Origin of the sequence: Paenibacillus borealis (genome assembly GCF_000758665.1) — a bacterium.
GTDB classification, from domain to species: Bacteria; Bacillota; Bacilli; order Paenibacillales; family Paenibacillaceae; genus Paenibacillus_AQ; species Paenibacillus_AQ borealis.
In genome coordinates this window covers 4,415,626-4,433,164 of record NZ_CP009285.1, presented here as the reverse complement: position 1 = coordinate 4,433,164, position 17,539 = coordinate 4,415,626, and the positions used below count along the sequence as shown (strand labels likewise).

The following is a 17,539-nucleotide window of genomic DNA, read 5'->3' as shown; positions in this document are numbered from 1 at the left end:
CCAGTGACTATGGACTATCGCTCCATTGCCGTAAGTCACTTGGGCGAAGGGCTGTACAGCATCCGGATGAACCGTCCGGAACACAAGAACAGCATCACCGCCTCCCTGGTGTCAGAGCTGCAGCACGCCTTAGGGATGCTGGAGGAGCTGAGCGCCTGCCGGGTGATTGTCCTTGAAGGCACTGGCGGTTATTTCTGTACCGGGATGAACTTTCAGGCGTTCACGGACGAGGGTGCCGGAGAACCCGGGGATGCTGCGGCACCACCTTCCGTAGACTTTATGCAGACAATGAAACGGATTGGCGAACTGTCCAAAATGGTGATTGCCAAGATAGACGGGCAGGTGCTTGCCGGTGGTGTCGGACTTATGGCTGCCTGTGATTATGTGGTCGCCACGCCGCGCTCCACCTTTGCCCTGCCCGAAGCGATCTGGGGGCTTGTTCCCGCACTTGTCAGTCCTTATCTGATCCGGCGGACCGGGTATTGGCAGGCGTACAAGATGACCTTGACCACGCTGCCCATGTCCTCAAATGAAGCACTGCAGTGCAGGCTAGCCGATGAAGTGGCCGCTGATCCGGATGCCAGCATTCTGCGGCTGTACCGGAGAATCAGCCGGATCACGCCGCAGACAGTCAGGGAGATCAAGAGCTATTTCCGGCAAATGTGGATTATTAACGAAACGATGGAGCATGCCGCCGTGGCGGAGATCGACAAGCTGACCGCTTCTGCAGAAATCAGGGAGAACATTCAGAATTATGTGCGGTACAAAAGATTTCCTTGGGAAAAAGAATAGGGGCGCAGAGATGCTGTATACAACCTTCGCAAGGCAATACGAACCGTTTCTCTCCAGCACGGTAAGAAAAATCAGCTTTGAGCTGGAAGGCCCGGAAGAACGCTATGGGCTGAAGCTGAGTGTGGTTTCCCTGCCGCCGGAGGACGGGCCTCTTGATTATCTGAGCGCGGCGGAGAAGGAGCAATACTTCGGCTTCAAATACCCCAGACGCCGCAACAGCTATCTGCTCGGCAAGCTGGCCGCCAAAATGGCCGTGGCCGAGGAACAGGACGATCTGTCCGAAATAAGGGTTGATCACGGGATTCTATGCCAGCCGATGGTGGCCGGAAGGGACCGGAAGATTACCATTACCCATTGCGACACTCTTGGAGCGGCGGTTGATTATGACCCGCGTCTTCTGATTGGCGTTGACATGGAGCTGGTGGATGAGAAGGCTATGGATGCGTTAAGAAGAATTACCTCCAAGGAGGAAGAGGGGCTGATGGTAGGACTTGAACCGCCGCTTGCACCGCCGCTCTTCCTGACTCTGCTCTGGACGGCCAAGGAAGCGATGTCCAAAGTGCTTCAGACCGGCTTCACCGTTCCCACCGAGCTGTTCGAAATCAAAACGTGTGCCCGCAGCGGACAGAGTGTGATCAGCCAGTTCAAGAATTTCCCGCAATTCAAGGCTATATCCATTCTGCGCCGCGAATATGTTTTTACCATTGTGCTTCCGGCCAAGGCCATGACCGACAGCTCGGAAGCCCGGTTTTTGCAATGTCTGCAAGAGATGCTGCCGTATTAACCTGTGGTGGGTAACCAAAATTTCAGGAGGTGCTTTATGAAAAGTCTCGTCCTTTACACAAGCGTCTATGGAAGTACGAAGCAGTATGCGGAATGGATCGCGGAGGAGCTTGGAGCCGATCTCGCGGACATCGACGTCTTTGACATTAAGCAGGCAGGCCAGTATGACACAGTCATTATAGGTACCTATGTCCGGGTTCAGAAGCTGGTCATCGCCGACTATCTGAAGAAAGTCTGGGATCAGCTGCAGCATAAGAAGGTCATCCTCTTCTCCGTCTCCAAAACACCAGTGCAAAGCGAAGCCTCCATTAAAAACTACAATAAAAGCATCCCCGAAAAAATCCGTGCCGGGCTGAAATACTTCCCGCTGGAAGGCCGGTTTAACTTTGAACAGCTCGCCGACAAGGACAAAACCATGATGAAAGTCGGCCAGAAAATGACCCGGCTGTTCATGGGCAAGGAAATGGCGGAAGAAATGGTCAGAAACTGCGACGATGTGCGCAAGGAAAATATTTCGCCGATTCTCCAGGAGCTGCGCCAGCTCACATGAGCAGCCCCGGAGCCTGGAAGGAGTGGGCGGATTGGAAATAGCCGTATGTGTCAAGCAGGTGCCGATTGCTCACATGGGGCAGGCTATGAACCCGGCGGATGTCTTTGCCCTGGAAGAGGCACTGCGGATCAGGGAGCGCAATGGCGGGAGCGTAACCGCTGTAAGTATGGGGGCAGATTCCGCAGCCAAAATCTTGCGGAGCTGCATCGCACTTGGAGCGGATGCAGGCGTGCTGTTGACCGACAGGCTGTTCGCGGGTGGAGATACGCTGGCTACGGCCACCGTGCTCGCCCGGGGACTCGGGCTAACGGGCAAGCCGGATCTGATTATATGCGGCACACACTCGACTGACGGGGAGACCGCCCAGGTCGGTCCCGCCCTGGCGGAGAAGCTGGGCGTTGCGCACACCACGCATGTGCTGGAAATTCTCGCCCTGGATGAACAGCACATCACCTGCAAGCGGATGACGGAGACCGGCTATGAAATTGTGCAGCTAACCCTCCCGGCCCTGATTACGGTGCATAAAGGCATCAATCAGCCGCGGATGGCTACCGTTAAGGGGATTCTGAATGCTAACCGGTGTGAAATCACCAGGCTGTCTGCTCAGGACCTTAACCTGGACAAGCAGGCTTGTGGGCTTGCCGGTTCGCCGACCCGCGTAGTGGAAACACGTAATGCGGCGGACCGGCAGGAGCCCTTTACCGTCAGCGGCAGGAGCCTGCAGGAGCAAATTGCAGAGATAGCGCAGCTTTTGACAGATAAGAATGTGTCACGGGTATAAGATCCTTTGTCAAAATATAAGAATTTATATCCTTCACGCTACCTTGATAAGGAGGCTTTCATGCCGATTCAGAGCCTGCGGGCCAGAGAATATGAGGGACTCATGATTATAGGCAATCACGCGGACGGACGGCTGGACCCGGCTGTATATGAGCTGCTGGGCTCAGCCCGTGAGCTGAACCGGAAACTGCAGACGGACATTGCCGTCGTGCTTATCGGAAGCGGTACATCAGCCTATGCGGCTTCCTGCATCAGTCATGGCGCGGACACCGTCTATGTGCTCGATCAGCCCGGCCTCAGTCCGCTGAGCGAAGAGGTTCATACGGAGCTGCTGCATCAGCTGGTATTGGAGGCTAAACCGGAAATCCTGCTGCTTTCCTCCACTATACATAGCAAATCCATCGCCGCTAGATTAGCTGCAAGGCTTAACACCGGCTTAACTGCGGATTGCACAGAGCTTGACATTGATCTGCCTAGCCGGGTGCTGCTGCAGATCCGGCCAGCCCGGGAAGGGGCGTTAATGGCGACCATTTGCTGCCCGGAGGCCAGACCGCAAATGGCGACAGTCCGGCCCGGGGCCATGTCCCCTTGCGAACCCGATCCGTGCCGGACCGGACGGATTATTCATCCGCAGCTACAGCTTCCATCCGTGCTACGCACCTCTATCCTTGAGGTGATCCGAAGCAGAGAAGTTTCGGGCTCCGCCGCTTCAGATATAATCGTTGCCGCAGGGCGGGGCGTGTGCAGCAAGGAAGGGCTGGATCTGGTCAGAGAGCTTGCTGCATGCCTAGGGGCAGAGCTGGGTGCAACAAGACCCGTGATCGACCAGGGCTGGCTGGATTATTCCCGGCAGATTGGCTTAACAGGCCGGAATGTAAGCGGCAGAATCTATATCGCCATCGGTATTTCGGGAGCGGTTCAGCACACTGTAGGCATCCGCAGGATGGATACCGTGATTGCCATCAACAGGGACCGGACAGCGCCTATTTTGGGACTGGCTGCGCATGGCATTGTTGCCGATCTGTTCGAGGCCGTGCCGCTCCTGATTGACCAGGTTAGACAAAACATAACAGTAGGCAGGTGAGCATATGGAAGAACGGATAAGCTTTGCGCAGTTCCAGGGCATCTTTTCGGAATATTTGGGAATTGAAGCTTCCCGGCTGACCCCGGAGGTCAATCTGCTGCTGGAGCTGGGGGTCGATTCCTTATCTTTGGTCAACGTGATGCTAAGGCTGGAAAGAGAGTACCAGGTCATGTTCAATCCCGAAGACCGGGTAATGACCCGGACACTGGGCGAAGCCTATGAGCTGTTTGACAAATATAGAAGTTTGGGCGAGGAAGCGCAGACCAGCGGTTAATCATCTTGATGTAGAGGAGCATGACCATGTTGAATCTGTCTATAAGCGCTTTATCGTATTACATCCCCAAGGGGCGGATGACTAACGGGGAGATCGTAGATTTGTTCGCGGAGAAATATTTCCGCCATCTGCCGAAGGATGATCTGGAGCAGCTGGTATACGGCAGCAAGCGCAAGCTCGATTTCCTGGAGATCACGACCCGGTCCTGCTCAGCGGACTACCGGGAGGAGAGCTCTGTGCAGATGGCTGTTAAGGTCTCGCAGGAAGCGATCGGCAAAGCGGGCATCACAGCAAGCGACATTGATCTGCTGCTGTTCGTGGGGGTGTGTAATCCCTTCCGCGAGCCGTCTTACGCGATTATCCTGGCGCATGAGCTGGGAATGACCCGGGGTAATTATTATGACATCAACGATACCTGCAACGGGTTCCTGAAAGCGATGGAGCTGTCCAGCCTCTACATTTCTTCAGGCAAGTACCGCAATATCCTCGTTGTAACCAGTGAGAATCCGCTGGAGCTGCTGGAGGCTTCCAATTATGCAGGCAAGGTCGGCAGCCTGGAAGAAGCGGATTACAAAATGAATCTGCTGTTTGCGGGCGCCGGAGCCGCCGCCATGCTGCTGAGTGCCGATACTGGCGAGAAGTCCATCCAGTACTACGGGGAGCAGAGAAATCATGCGGATTGGGAGCTGTCGCTCTATGTATCGCCCAAAATCCACATGCCGGCACCAAGGTTCGAGGGAATGGATTTCATGAGCTGGGCGGACGGGCGCGGGATTGCCGCCAATGTCATCCGCGATATGCCCGGCTTTGTCTATGAATTCCTGGACGAGCATGGACTGCGCAAGGACAACATCGATTATATCTTCTCCCATCAGCTGGGCCGCAATATTACCAACTCGCTGCTGAACAAGCTGGAGGTCAAGACGGACAAAGTATTCCCCGTCAATACCTTCCCCGAGAACGGCAACATGGGCAGCGCCAATATTCCCGCCGGACTGGCGATCGCCGAGGAGCAGGGGCTGCTGCATAAGGGGGACTCGATCCTGCTGCTGGGCAGTGCCTGCGGCTTGACCTATGCGGCGGCGTACCTCATATGGTAAGGGAGGGACGCAGACCATGACGGCCACGAATTTCCCTGTTCCCAAGCTGATCGTCAGAGAACCGCTCGACAAAGAAATCATCCGCAAAAAGGTCGCCTACGGCAACTATTCCTGCACGGACAAGATAGTGCCTATGATTCGGGCGCGGGGCACCAATCTGCAGACGGATGGTGATGGGAATCTGCACATTATCGGCTGGCAGCGGGACATCACCCGCATGCGCAAGCAGGATGTCTCCTTGTCCTTCATGGTTCATCTCACCGTCAGTCCGGACGGATTCATTCTGGAAGCGGCGGTGGACGATCTCTTTAACGGCGGCAAGGGTGTGCTCTGTTCAAGGGATTATCTGGAGCAGAAGCTGAAGGAGGAGCTGGAGGGCCAGATGTTTGATAAAAAACTCGCTGCCCGGCTCCGCTTTGACCGGTTTAAGTGTTTTCATATTTTTGAGATTATGAGCGGGATATACAGCTCCTATTTCATGCATAAGCAGCAGGGGAACACAGGCCCCGGCGCTTTATTTTACGAGGAAGATATCGTGGACATCTATGCTGCAGAAGGCAATCTGTATTTGACCGGGCTTCAGGCGTTCAGCGGTAAAGAGGACATTCAATATACGGTCGTTCTGTACGATGTGTTCAATCATATCACCTTCGACCAGGAGGGTTATATGAAGCTGAAATCTCCGATTCTGGCAGAGTTCTACCTGAACGGGGAACTGGTCCATGCGGACGAAATCTATCAGAAGGAGAAGGATTATATCTTCATCCGTATGCAGAAATTTCTGTTTGTATGCGTGGAGAAGCTGAAGGCGGAGCTGTTTCCGGATTTAGCGGACAAAATGATGAACACCAACCTGGCCCCCGGCGCTTTCATCGGAATCATCATGCAGGCCATCGGCATCCGTTCGTTCTCGAACAACTTCAATTATATCCAGTATATTATGACGGCCATGCAGCGCCCCCGCAGGCTGCCGGGCTGTATTGGCGCCATTCTGAATGAAGAAGAGGCGGCCCAGCATTTCGAGGGCTTTGATCTATCCTATTTGGGCTAACAAAGGAGACTAGAGCACACCGATGATCCAATATGAACGTTTGACCATTGACTGCGTGCTGGACACATTACAAAGGGATTTTCCGGACAAGCCTGCGGTGGTGTTCGAGCAGGAGACTGTCACCTTCGCGCAGCTGTATGACTATTCCATCACCATTGCCGGCAATCTGCTGGACCTTGGGATTAAGAAGAACGATAAGGTGGCCGTGCTGCTGCCCAACAGTCTGGAATATCTGTACGTCTACTTCGCCCTGTTCAAAATCGGCGCCTGGATTGTTCCCGTCAGCACGCGTTATGAGCCGGATGAGATCCGGCGGATTCTGGATAATTCCGATGCGGAGACGATCATTTATCAGGACCGGCTGGGCATTTTTAATTATGAGGAGATTCTCTTGTCTGAGCTTCGGCCCGAACTGCCTATGATCCGCAATTATATCGTGCTTGGCGATGAGCCTGCGGCGGGCAGCCTGTCTTTTGCCGGGCTGCTGAAGCCGCTGACGGTCCCTTTTCAGGACAGGCAGCTTGAAGCTATTGATCCTGAGGATATTGCGATTCTGGGCTATACCTCTGGTACCACAGGCCACCCCAAGGGCGTGATGATCACGCACCGCAATCTGGTGGCAACCTCTTATTATGGCGGACAGCTGCTGGATATTCACGATGATATCGGCTTCTCGATTGCTCCTCTCTATGCGGCGCAGGGCTTTAATGCCGTGCTGGTCTACTTCGTGTCCTGTATTACGATGAAATGGATCTCCAACTTCAACCCGAATGATATTCTGACCCATGTCGCCAAAAACGGCATCAACCTCTTCCACACCCAGCCGACAATGTGGAGTCTCATCCTGGCCATGCCTTACTGCAAGCCCGGGCTGTTCAAGGAACTGCGCAAGGTTGTGGTCTCCGGTTCCCTCTGTACCCCGTATTTAGCCCGCTCCATTGAGGAAACGACCCGCTGCACGCTAATCAATGCCTACGGCATTATTGAAGCTACGGGTCTGGTCACAATGACCCGGCTGGATGATCCGCCGGAGGTCCGGCTCAATACAGTCGGCAGGCCGATTGAGGGCTTCGAGGTCAAGATTGTGGACGGGGAACGCAAGGAGCTGCCGAAGGGCGAGATCGGGGAACTGGCGATCTGGGGCTATCTGATGAAGGGTTATTACAAGAACGAAGCCAAGACGCGTGAGGTGATTGATGAGGAAGGCTGGCTGTACACCGGGGATTTGGCCTGCTATTACAAGGACGGGGTCAATATTTGCATTGCCGGCCGCATCAAGGATATGGTCATCCGCGGCGGCTTCAATGTCTACCCGGTAGATATTGAAGAATGTGTGCTGAACATGGACAAGGTCGAGGATGTATCGGTTGTCGGGGAGCCGGACGAGATTCTGGGCGAGGCGCTGGCCGCTTTTGTGATCCCAAGGCCCGGAGTACAGCTTACCGAAGGCGAGATCAAAGCCTATTGCCGCGGCAAAATCGCGAACTATAAGGTCCCGGACCGGGTACATCTCGTCTCCCAGCTGCCAGTGCTCGAATCTGGGAAGGTACAGAAGAATATTCTCCGAAGTTGGGCCGTTGAAGGAATTCCGGCGGAAAGCCAATTTTTACTCAATGACACCATCGTCAGAGGCATGGCCGGAGAGCTATAAAAATCACAGGGTCAAGGGGCGCTTATTGTGGATTTCAGCTATACCGAGGAGCAGCGGCAGATAGGCGGCTTAATGGAGGAATGTTGTGAGAGGTATTTGAATGACGGGGTGTATGCGGATGATGAGAGCTGCACCTTCCGCAGGGATAAATGGTCCAGAATAGCCGATACCGGCTTGCTGGGGCTTCCCTTTCCGGCAGCGTATGGAGGAGCGGAGCAGGGAATGCTGACCACGGCGCTGGCGATCCGCTCGCTGGCGCTTCACTGCCATGACGAAGGCCTGATCTTCTCGGTATGCGCCCAAATGTCGGCGGCCCAAGTGCCGCTATGGTTGTACGGCAGTGAGGAGCAGCAGGCCAGATATCTGGCACCGCTCATTGAAGGAAGATTCATCGGCAGCAGTGTAATCACGGAACCTGGGGCCGGCTCTGATTCTTCTGCCATGACCACTTCGGTAGAGAAGGAGCCTGAAGGTTACATCCTGAACGGCGTCAAAACCTTTGCCACACTCGCCCCGGAGTCCGACATCCTGCTGGTGTATGGCAAGCATGCGAATGGACTGCCCATGCTGGATGTTTCGGCCTTTATTCTGGAAGGGCGGCAGCAGGAATACGAGATTGGACAAGTCTTCGAGAAGATGGGCCTGCGGACCAGCCCGATGAGTGAGGTTCTCCTGAACCGTACCCGCATTCCGGCCAATAGGCTGCTGGGACGGGAACGTCAGGGGATGGGCATTTTTTTCAAGGCGATGCTGTGGGAGAGGATTATAGTCAGTGCCTATCATGTCGGAGCCATGGAACAGCAGTATGAACAGACCTATCAATACGCAAGCCAGAGGAAGCAGTTCGGGCAGGCCATCCTCTCTTTCGAGGGTGTCTATGACAAGCTGGTCCAGATGAGAATCCGGATGGAGACGAGCCGGCTGATGCTGTATAAAGTGTGTGAGGACTTTGATCAGGGCCGCTGCGGGATGCACAACGCCTCCATGCTGAAGCTGCATACCTCTGAATCCAAGGTGCAGAACAGCCTTGCGGCTGTGCAGATCTGGGGTGCTTACGGCTATGTGAAGGAGAGCCCGCCGGAGAAGCAGATGCGCGATTCGCTTGCCTCCAAGCTGTACTCGGGAACAAGCGAGATGCAGAAGAAAATCATGCTGGAAGGTCTGGGGGAAGCGCATGAGTGATTTCCTGCTTCAGCATTACCTGATCCGCACCGCTGAACGCTGCCCGGACCAGACTGCGCTGCGCTTTGAAGGCCGGGAGGTAAGCTATGGCGAGCTGCACCGGTGCAGCATTCAAATCTCCGATGCACTGATCGAAACCGGCATGGAACCGGGGGAAACCGCTGCAATCTGTCTGGACAAGTCGCCGCAGGCGGTATGCGCCATGTTCGGCGTGCTGTTCACCGCAGGTGCGTACATCCCGCTGGATACAACCTATTCACCCGTCCATAGAATGCTGACCATCCTCGAGCAGAGCGGGACGCGGTTCCTGATTATTGATGGTGCGAACCTGCAGAAGCTGCTGAAGGGTGCCAATCCGGAGCAGTTAGAGCGGCTGAGGCCGCTTCATGTGCTGTTGGTGGACGGGAGTGCTGAATCGGGCGAAGCGGACGTTGGTAATATCGTTCAGGTTGCGCCGGAGCAGCCCCTGCGCTATTTGTACAGGAGCAGAAGACAGGCGATCAGCGAGGATCTGGCTTATATTCTGTACACCTCCGGTTCCACCGGAGTACCCAAAGGCGTGATGATCACCCATCTGAATGCCAGAACCTTCATTGACTGGTGCTGCAGTTACTTCAAACCGGAAGAGAATGAACGCTTCGCTGCCATCGCGCCTTTTCATTTTGACCTTGCGGTATTCGATATTTTCGTGTCGGTTGCCGTGGGGGCGACGCTCGTCCTCCTGACGGCCGAAGTCATTCAGAATCCGTCGCGCTTTACTGCAGCTATCAGGCAAGAGGCGATTAACTGGGTCTACTCCGTACCTTCACTGTGGGCTGCCGTGGTCAAATACGCCCGCTTGCCCGCTGAGGGGCTGCCTTCGCTGCGGGGCGTGCTGTTTGCGGGAGAGGTCCTGCAGCCGAAGCTGCTGCATCGGATCATGGAGCTGCTGCCGCTGGCAGATTTCTACAATCTGTATGGGCTGATTGAAACCAACGTCTGCACCTATTATCCGCTAAGTGAGCAAGACGGTCTCCGGGACGCCCCCGTGCCAATCGGGTATCCTTGCGGCAATACCGGAGTTGTGGTGGTAACCTCTGACGGACGCCTTGCCGGTTCGGGTGAAGAGGGGGAAATCTGCGTAAGAGGCGCGATTGTCATGAAGGGCTATTACCGCAATCCCCGGCTCACGCAGCAAAGCTTCCGCAGCATACCGCCGGACTGGGGTCTTGGAGACAAGATCTACTGTACCGGGGACCTGGCTATGGTTAATGAAGACGGAGCACTCGTCCTGGTTGGCCGCAAAGACGCCTTGATTAAGCGTTCCGGCTTTCGGATTGAGCTGCCTGAGATTGAGCGCGTGCTGCATGACATGGAGAATATCCTGGATGCCGCTGTGGTGGATATCCCGGACGCTGAAGGCCAACCGCTGATCTGCGCTGCCGTGGTTGTGCATGACGCTGGCAGCTTCACCGTCCTTGGGCTGAAGCAGGCTGTCGGCAAGCTGCTGCCCCAATATATGATTCCCGATATGGTGCATGTCTTTGACAGCTTCCCTACAGGGGGCAGCGGCAAGGTGGACCGGCAGCAATTGAAGCTTGAGTTCCGCAAGCGGCTCTAATGGAAGAAGAGGAGAGAGGAGACTATGCAGATGCAGGACAAGCTGTATGAGATTATCGCCGGTGTATGCTACTTCGACAAGGAGGAGCTGCATCCCGGCTTGTCGGTTGCCGATGATCTGGCCATTACCTCGGTGATGATTGTAGAGATTATCGCTTTGGTTGAGAATGAACTGGGCGTGAACCTGGAAGAGCATGTAGATGAGCTGCTAGGCTGCGAGACGCTGGGCGAGCTGACTGAACTGACCGCAGAGCTGAACAGGGAACATTCGCTGGATAGCCTGCCGGGGAGGTGAAACCTTTGGCCAACTCCCATTCCAAGCGGTCCCTTTCTGCTGCTGCCACGCTTCACGAAGGATTCGAAGCCCGGGCAGCGCTGCATCCGGAGCATCCGGCCATCGTTTTGGCAGGAGAGTCCATGAGCTACCACGAGCTGAACCGCCGTGCCAATGGTCTGGCTCATGAGCTGATCGCCCGGGGCATTCAGCCGAATGACCATGTTGGTGTAATGGTGAAGCGGAATATGAATCTGATCATTGCCCTGCTTGCCGTGTTAAAAAGCGGCGCGGCCTATGTGCCGGTGGATCCCGGCTATCCGGCCGGCCGCAAAAACTATATTCTGCAGCATTCCGGGGCCTCTGCCGCTGTCTGTGAAGACGAAGAACCTCTCGCTGTGCCGGTTCAGATCCGCCTGGGGTCTGCCGAAGCGGCGGCTACCGCTGCTCCCAATTCAGCAGACTATCCGGCAGACAACCCGAATATCTCTATTGACGGCAGCGATCTGGCCTATATTATGTACACCTCCGGCTCTACCGGCATGCCCAAAGGCGTAATGATCGAGCATCGTTCCGCTGTAAATTTAATCTCCTGGGTGAACCGCGAGCTGGATATGGGCAGCCGTGACAGAGGCTTGTTCGTAACCTCGGTGTGCTTTGATCTGTCTGTGTACGATATTTTTGGCCTGCTGGCTGCCGGAGGCACAATTGTCCTGTGTCCGGAGTCACAGATTACTGATCCGGTCAGCTTAACACGGCTGCTGCTGGAGCAGAGGATCACCTTCTGGAATTCCGTTCCGACGACGCTGCATTATCTGGTACGGCACTTGACTGAATATCTGCCTGATTTCGCTCAATCAGAATTGCGGCATATCTTCCTGAGCGGGGACTGGATTCCCCTGGAGCTGGCGCGGACCTACTCCCGTTATTTCCCCCGGGCGAAGCTGACCGCTCTCGGTGGTGCTACGGAAGCTGCGGTCTGGTCGATCTATTATATGGTTAAGGAGGTCCGGGAGGACTGGACAAGCATTCCCTACGGGAAACCGATAGAACAGAATTATTGGTACATTCTGGATGATGACCTGCAGCCGGTTGCGGCGGGGGAGACGGGAGAGCTCTATATCGGGGGCATCGGAGTAGCGCAGGGCTATATCAAGGACCCGGTGAAGACCGCCCAAGCCTTCATGCCCGATCCCTTCCGTGAACCTGAGACGGACAGGATGTACAAGACAGGCGATCTGGGACGGATGAGGGAAGACGGGAATATCGAGTTCCTCGGCCGCCGCGACGATCAGGTTAAGATCCGCGGCTTCCGCATCGAGACGAAGGAAGTGGAGAAGCGGCTGCTGGAATATCCGGGCATCCGGGATGCTGCCGTTACGGCCAGGAGCCATAGTTCAGGCGATAAATACCTCTGCGCTTATCTAACCGCAAGGCAATTCATTTCCAGCAGCGATCTTAAGCAGCACCTGAGTGCCCGCCTGCCCGCTTATATGATCCCGTCCGTCTTCGTCCGGCTGGAGCAGTTCCCGCTGAACGCCAACGGCAAGGTCGACAAAAAGCAGCTGCCTGAGGTATCACTGCACAACATGCTTACAGACAGTGTATTCACTCCCTGCACCACTCCGCTGCAGAAGTCGATTCGCCAGGCATGGGAGGCAGTCCTGGAGCTTGAACCAATCGGAGTGGACCATGACTTTTTCGAAATTGGCGGAAGCTCGATTGAGGCGGTTACGCTGCAAAGCGAGCTTGCCCGCTGGGGCATTCACCTTTCTTACGAAGCGCTGCTGAGCTGCCCTACGATTAGAGCACAAGCGGATTGTGTGGAATCGGGACTTGCAGTGCCATCAGGTGCAGCCTGCCTTCCGCAGGTTCATATTCACTGCGGGGAGGTCGCAGCTGCCTCCAGTCTTACGGCGAGAAGCTTCCCGGAACCCTTGGAGCCGAGGCCCTTCACACAGCCGCAGCCGTTTAACGATCTCTATTACAAAAGCTGCTTATATAACTCACTATTTCCTGTACTGAATGTCTTTGGCCGGAATATCAACACGTTTCTGTGCAGCGATATGTTTGTGTACCGCCCAGGCCCTGAACAGTCTGAGCTGTACCTCTCTGCTGACTGCATTGAATCCGCAACACCGGAAGCGATTCTGGAGCAGCTGGGGCTTACGGTCCGGTATGAGTCCCCGCAGGGCGGGCCTGAGCTGAAGAAGCGGCTTACTGCCGGACTGGCCCGGCAGAGCCTGTTCATTCTCTGGGTGGACAGCTTCTATGAGCCAGCCCGCAGAGATGCTTATAGGAAGAAGCATCTTGCCCACACGCTGCTGGTCTATGGCTACAGCGAAGCGCAGGATCAGTTTATTGTGCTGGAGCACAGCCATAAGGATGCGCTGAACTACAGGGAACGTACCCTCGCAGCAGAGGATCTGCTGAACAGTTATCAGGGATACCGCCAGCATTTTATGCCGGCGGCGCAGAAGTACACCTTGATGGAATTCCCGCGTGCCCAGCAGCCCTACACCTATGAATTGCAGTCAGATGTTAATAAGCTTAACTGCCTGTACCGCACACAGGAAGATGACCTTACGCAGAGCCTGCTGGCGTTGTCTGCCTTCAAAGATCACTATACTTCACAGCATATGAACCTCACAGCGAATTACGCCATCCGGCTGATCGCAGGCCTGAACACTATCATTGATTTCAAGCGGGCCGAAAAATACCGGCTGGAGCGTCTATTCACAGATCGGCAAGCAGCAGCGGCTATGCTCGGAGAAATTGCCGGTGCATGGCTGGACATCCGCAGTGACCTGATCAGGTACAGCAAGGGCATTGCGCTGACGGATACATGGAGAATTGTTCATGGCCGTTTATTGGATGACATTGCACACAAGGAGCAGGAACTCATGGAGATGATGTGCCGCCCGGCAAGCCGGGGCAAGGAGGGGGCTTGGCAGTGAATCAGACCATTCAGAATCAGCTGCATTATTTATCGCAAAAGTACAACGAATACAACCTTCCCATGTATTTAAGTTATCCGGTGGACAGCCACTGGCGCCAGCCTGCAGACGAGTCCGCTATAGCTCTGGAGCTTAACGAAATCGAAGAGGCACAGGTGTATGTGCATATTCCGTTCTGCAAGTCCATCTGCTACTACTGCTGCTGTGACCGGGTACTGAGCGGTAAGGATGAAGACAAGGATCATTACATTGATGCGCTGGAGCAGGAGCTGTCACTTAAGCTCTCCGGCCGTGCCCGGAAGCTGAAATCCGGCAATCTTCACTGGGGCGGGGGGACTCCGGCTTATTTAAATGAACGGCAGATCGAGCGGCTGTACGGAATTATAACTCATTATGTGGATTTTGAAGATAACGCCAGAATAAAGCTGGAGGCTTACCCGGACAAGCAGATTGTTACCGAAGGCAAGCTGCGGCTGCTGAAGACACTAGGGTTTAACTATATCAGCTTTGGCATTCAGGACTTTGATCCCCGGGTGCTGAATGCCATTCACCGGGAATGCGATCTTGAGGATACGCGGGAAATTATCGGCCTTGCCCGGAGCATGGGCTTCACCGTCAATGTGGATTTATGCTATGGCCTGCTTTTTCAGGGACTGGGGGAATTCGAGCGCACATTGCAGGAGATCGTACGGATCGCCCCCGATAAAATCGTGGCTTTTCCCTATGCCCATTATCCGGCCATTTACCCGCTGCAGCGCAAAATCCCGCATCTCAGCCTGCCTAACAATTATATGGTGTCCCGCCTGTTCGAGCTGGCCCGCCAGTATTTATCCCGGGACTACACCGAGATGGGCAGTGATACCTTTATCCGCAACAACGGGCGGGAGAAGCATCCCGGAACGCATGTGGTCCGCGATTTCATGGGCTCCTCCGAGAGAAGCAGCCAGCAACTGCTCGGTCTGGGCAAGTCGGCGGTCAGCAAGATCGGCGGGCTCTATTATAAGAATGTCGCGGCGATGGATCGTTACCATGCAGCGCTTGAGCTGAGCAGGCTTCCTGTCGAGACCGGCAGGACCCATCGTTTGACCGGAGACGATGCCCTTCGCGAGGAGGTCATTTTGAAGCAGCTGCTCGGCGGTAACCCGATTGACAAGATAGCGCTCCAGGACAGCTTCGGTATCGATTTTGACTCTTATTTTCAGGAGGAGCTGATCGTGCTTAGGGGCATGGAGAAGGATGGCCTGCTGCTGGGTGCGGACTCTCCGCGAATTACAGTAACCCTTACCGGTACGTACTTTATCCGGGCTATTGCCCATGTTTTTGATCCCTACTACAAATCCACCAGGAATGGAGAAAATAGTATATGAAAATCACAGAACAAGTTACAATGATCGTAGCGGGTCTGACCCGTATTCCGGCCGGGGAGCTGCGCCTGGACACCGATATTTTCGAGTCCAGATTATTGACCTCCCTGGGTCTCCTGGATCTGGTTGCCAGATTGGAGCAGGAATTCAAGATTATTATTCTGCCCGAGGAACTGATACATGACCACTTCGCGAGCATTGCCACAATTATCGGGTTTATCGATAATAAGCTGGCGGAGGCATCATAACTGCGATTGTCTCAGGACTGCCCGGGCTGCTAAGAGGTGAGCCAATTGTTCAAGATCATGATCGTCGAGGATGATATCAAAATCAGAACCCTGATGACCGATATCCTGCGCAAATACAGCTATGAAGTGGTGGAGGTTGCAGATTTTCAGCAGGTGGAGAAGATCTTCGAGCAGGAAGCGCCGCAGCTTGTGCTGCTTGACCTGAATTTGCCTTATTATGACGGGTTCTACTATTGCCGGGTATTCAGAAGGAAGACAACGGTGCCGATTATTGTGATCTCTGCAAGGGATGAGGAATCCAGCCAGGTGCTTAGCATGGAGCTGGGGGCGGACGATTATATCGTGAAGCCGCTGAATATTCAAGTGCTGCTGGCGAAGATTATGGCGATCATGCGCCGGAATTACGGGGAATATGCAGGCAAGCCGGAGCCGGAGAAAGAACCGCTGCCGATTCATCTGGATGACCGCAATTTTAGCATTTCCTGCAAGGGAGCCGTAGAAGAGCTCAGCAAGAATGAATATAAGCTGCTGAAGAAGCTGATGGAGAATATGGATACCATTGTCACCAGGGAAGAACTGCTGGGAGAGCTGTGGGATGATGTGCATTTCGTCGTGGATAATACGCTGACAGTCAATGTCACCCGGGTCAAAAGCAAGCTGGCCAGTCTCGGCTTTCAGGATGTGATCAAAGTCAAACGGGGCGTGGGTTATATTTTTGATTCGGCTATGATCGGAGGGACCCGCCAGTGAGCATTAAGCTGTTTCGGGATTTCATGCGCGATCATCTGGCGTTTACCCTTGTCTATTTTCTAAGTCATATCCTGGTGAGTGTATACTGCAATTTCTTTATCAGCAGCAATATCCAGCTCATGTACCTGCTCAGCATTTATTTTTACGTTTTTATCATATTTATGTGCTTCCGCTTGATCAAATATATCTCCACCAACCGGGAAATTCAGCGGTTATCCGAGAATATCGAGATTGAAGAGAAGAGCTTTTCGTGCGAGCAGCAAGCTGCCATTCAGCTCATTCACCGGATACACCATAGCTATCAGGACCAGATCTATGAGGTCAAAGCCCAGGCCGACAACACCCATAAATTCATCTCCCAGTGGATACATAATCTCAAAACTCCCTTGTCAGTCATCGACCTCATTCTGCAGAACTACAAGCTGAATCCCACGGGCTATGCCCTGGCCCTGCAGCATGTGGAGGAAGAGAAGGATAAGCTCCTCAGTATGCTGAACCAGATGCTTAAGTTTTTCCGCCTGGAGCATTTCACCCGGGATTATAATCCGGAGCCTATCAACCTGCTGGAATCACTCAGAAGCCTGATTAACAGTAAGCGGAATCAATATATCTACAATCATGTCTACCCGGTTATCGAATGTGAGGACGAGCGTATCACGGTCATGACGGACAGCAAATGGAACACGGCGATGCTCGATCAGATCATCTCCAATGCGATCAAATACTCCAACCCTGGCGAAGAGGCGAAGCCCATCCACTTCCGCATTGGGCAGCGGGGCGACCAGGTGGTGTTGTCCATCAAGGATGAGGGCATCGGCATTGAGCCCGTCGATCTTCAGCGGGTCTTCCAGCCCTTTTTCACCGGAAAAAACGGCCGTACCCACCATCAGGCGACAGGCATCGGCCTCTACGTCTGCTCGGAAATAGCCAGGAAGCTGGGCCACCGCCTCACGATCACCTCGGAAGTCAACCAAGGCACTGAGGTGCAGATTTCTTACCTTTCAAAAATGAAAGAAAACGTAAGGTAAATGGATGGATATGGATTCCAGTGTCTACTACAATGAAGCTATAAGCTGTAATTGAGGATAAATACACGACAA

General features: G+C 54.3%; 17 protein-coding genes. All 17 read left to right on the top strand.

The annotated features are described in order from the left end of the window. Positions 1-9 precede the first annotated feature (9 nt). The 17 genes from PBOR_RS18635 to PBOR_RS18555 are packed head-to-tail and all read left to right on the top strand — an operon-like array spanning position 10 to position 17,467. The gene (locus PBOR_RS18635) at positions 10-792 is read left to right on the top strand and encodes an enoyl-CoA hydratase-related protein (RefSeq protein WP_042214183.1); all 783 of its coding nucleotides are present in this window, start codon (positions 10-12) and stop codon (positions 790-792) included. A 10-nt stretch (positions 793-802) separates the two neighbouring features. After that, complete coding sequence (locus tag PBOR_RS18630; RefSeq protein WP_042214180.1) at positions 803-1,576, top strand: 4'-phosphopantetheinyl transferase family protein; 774 nt, start codon at positions 803-805, stop codon at positions 1,574-1,576. A 36-nt stretch (positions 1,577-1,612) separates the two neighbouring features. Continuing rightward, positions 1,613-2,125, top strand: coding sequence for a flavodoxin domain-containing protein (locus tag PBOR_RS18625; RefSeq protein WP_042214177.1), 513 nt, complete (start codon positions 1,613-1,615; stop codon positions 2,123-2,125). Between the two features lie 31 nt (positions 2,126-2,156). Next, positions 2,157-2,906, top strand: a complete 750-nt coding sequence (locus PBOR_RS18620) for an electron transfer flavoprotein subunit beta/FixA family protein (protein WP_042214174.1) — start codon at positions 2,157-2,159, stop codon at positions 2,904-2,906. Positions 2,907-2,966: 60 nt separating this feature from the next. Continuing rightward, complete coding sequence (locus PBOR_RS18615) at positions 2,967-3,989, top strand: electron transfer flavoprotein subunit alpha/FixB family protein (RefSeq protein ID WP_042214172.1); 1,023 nt, start codon at positions 2,967-2,969, stop codon at positions 3,987-3,989. Positions 3,990-3,993: 4 nt separating this feature from the next. Beyond that, positions 3,994-4,263 carry an acyl carrier protein gene (locus tag PBOR_RS18610; RefSeq protein ID WP_042214170.1) on the top strand — a complete coding sequence of 90 codons (270 nt, stop codon included), beginning with the start codon at positions 3,994-3,996 and terminating at the stop codon, positions 4,261-4,263. Positions 4,264-4,289: 26 nt separating this feature from the next. Then, positions 4,290-5,363 (top strand): 3-oxoacyl-ACP synthase III family protein, encoded by a 1,074-nt coding sequence (locus PBOR_RS18605; protein WP_042214168.1) that lies wholly within the window; start codon positions 4,290-4,292, stop codon positions 5,361-5,363. A gap of 16 nt (positions 5,364-5,379) precedes the next feature. Next, positions 5,380-6,414, top strand: coding sequence for a hypothetical protein (locus PBOR_RS18600; protein ID WP_042214165.1), 1,035 nt, complete (start codon positions 5,380-5,382; stop codon positions 6,412-6,414). 22 nt (positions 6,415-6,436) lie between these two features. Beyond that, positions 6,437-8,065: a class I adenylate-forming enzyme family protein gene (locus PBOR_RS18595; protein WP_042214162.1), complete on the top strand. Its 1,629-nt coding sequence runs from the start codon at positions 6,437-6,439 to the stop codon at positions 8,063-8,065. A gap of 27 nt (positions 8,066-8,092) precedes the next feature. Continuing rightward, positions 8,093-9,247: an acyl-CoA dehydrogenase family protein gene (locus PBOR_RS18590; RefSeq protein WP_052429548.1), complete on the top strand. Its 1,155-nt coding sequence runs from the start codon at positions 8,093-8,095 to the stop codon at positions 9,245-9,247. Continuing rightward, positions 9,240-10,847: an amino acid adenylation domain-containing protein gene (locus PBOR_RS18585; protein WP_042214160.1), complete on the top strand. Its 1,608-nt coding sequence runs from the start codon at positions 9,240-9,242 to the stop codon at positions 10,845-10,847. The genes PBOR_RS18590 and PBOR_RS18585 overlap by 8 nt, the downstream gene beginning before the upstream one ends. A gap of 24 nt (positions 10,848-10,871) precedes the next feature. After that, positions 10,872-11,141, top strand: coding sequence for an acyl carrier protein (locus tag PBOR_RS18580; protein WP_042214158.1), 270 nt, complete (start codon positions 10,872-10,874; stop codon positions 11,139-11,141). A gap of 5 nt (positions 11,142-11,146) precedes the next feature. After that, positions 11,147-14,077, top strand: a complete 2,931-nt coding sequence (locus PBOR_RS35560) for a non-ribosomal peptide synthetase (RefSeq protein ID WP_052429547.1) — start codon at positions 11,147-11,149, stop codon at positions 14,075-14,077. Next, positions 14,074-15,444 (top strand): radical SAM protein, encoded by a 1,371-nt coding sequence (locus tag PBOR_RS18570; RefSeq protein ID WP_042214156.1) that lies wholly within the window; start codon positions 14,074-14,076, stop codon positions 15,442-15,444. Before PBOR_RS35560 ends, PBOR_RS18570 begins: the two co-directional genes overlap by 4 nt. Beyond that, on the top strand, positions 15,441-15,689 hold the full coding sequence (locus PBOR_RS18565) for a phosphopantetheine-binding protein (protein ID WP_042214154.1): 249 nt from the start codon (positions 15,441-15,443) through the stop codon (positions 15,687-15,689). Before PBOR_RS18570 ends, PBOR_RS18565 begins: the two co-directional genes overlap by 4 nt. Positions 15,690-15,734: 45 nt before the next feature. Then, positions 15,735-16,439, top strand: a complete 705-nt coding sequence (locus PBOR_RS18560; RefSeq protein WP_042214152.1) for a response regulator transcription factor — start codon at positions 15,735-15,737, stop codon at positions 16,437-16,439. Further along, positions 16,436-17,467, top strand: a complete 1,032-nt coding sequence (locus PBOR_RS18555) for a sensor histidine kinase (protein ID WP_052429546.1) — start codon at positions 16,436-16,438, stop codon at positions 17,465-17,467. The genes PBOR_RS18560 and PBOR_RS18555 overlap by 4 nt, the downstream gene beginning before the upstream one ends. The last annotated feature ends 72 nt before the right edge of the window (positions 17,468-17,539 follow it).

What these genes read in the sequence shown, in the direction of transcription:
- PBOR_RS18635 (WP_042214183.1), top strand. Translation starts at nt 10, where the DNA reads ATGGACTATCGCTCCATTGCCGTAAGTCACTTGGGCGAAGGGCTGTAC.
- PBOR_RS18630 (WP_042214180.1), top strand. Translation starts at nt 803, where the DNA reads ATGCTGTATACAACCTTCGCAAGGCAATACGAACCGTTTCTCTCCAGC.
- PBOR_RS18625 (WP_042214177.1), top strand. Translation starts at nt 1,613, where the DNA reads ATGAAAAGTCTCGTCCTTTACACAAGCGTCTATGGAAGTACGAAGCAG.
- PBOR_RS18615 (WP_042214172.1), top strand. Translation starts at nt 2,967, where the DNA reads ATGCCGATTCAGAGCCTGCGGGCCAGAGAATATGAGGGACTCATGATT.
- PBOR_RS18610 (WP_042214170.1), top strand. Translation starts at nt 3,994, where the DNA reads ATGGAAGAACGGATAAGCTTTGCGCAGTTCCAGGGCATCTTTTCGGAA.
- PBOR_RS18605 (WP_042214168.1), top strand. Translation starts at nt 4,290, where the DNA reads ATGTTGAATCTGTCTATAAGCGCTTTATCGTATTACATCCCCAAGGGG.
- PBOR_RS18600 (WP_042214165.1), top strand. Translation starts at nt 5,380, where the DNA reads ATGACGGCCACGAATTTCCCTGTTCCCAAGCTGATCGTCAGAGAACCG.
- PBOR_RS18595 (WP_042214162.1), top strand. Translation starts at nt 6,437, where the DNA reads ATGATCCAATATGAACGTTTGACCATTGACTGCGTGCTGGACACATTA.
- PBOR_RS18585 (WP_042214160.1), top strand. Translation starts at nt 9,240, where the DNA reads ATGAGTGATTTCCTGCTTCAGCATTACCTGATCCGCACCGCTGAACGC.
- PBOR_RS18580 (WP_042214158.1), top strand. Translation starts at nt 10,872, where the DNA reads ATGCAGATGCAGGACAAGCTGTATGAGATTATCGCCGGTGTATGCTAC.
- PBOR_RS18565 (WP_042214154.1), top strand. Translation starts at nt 15,441, where the DNA reads ATGAAAATCACAGAACAAGTTACAATGATCGTAGCGGGTCTGACCCGT.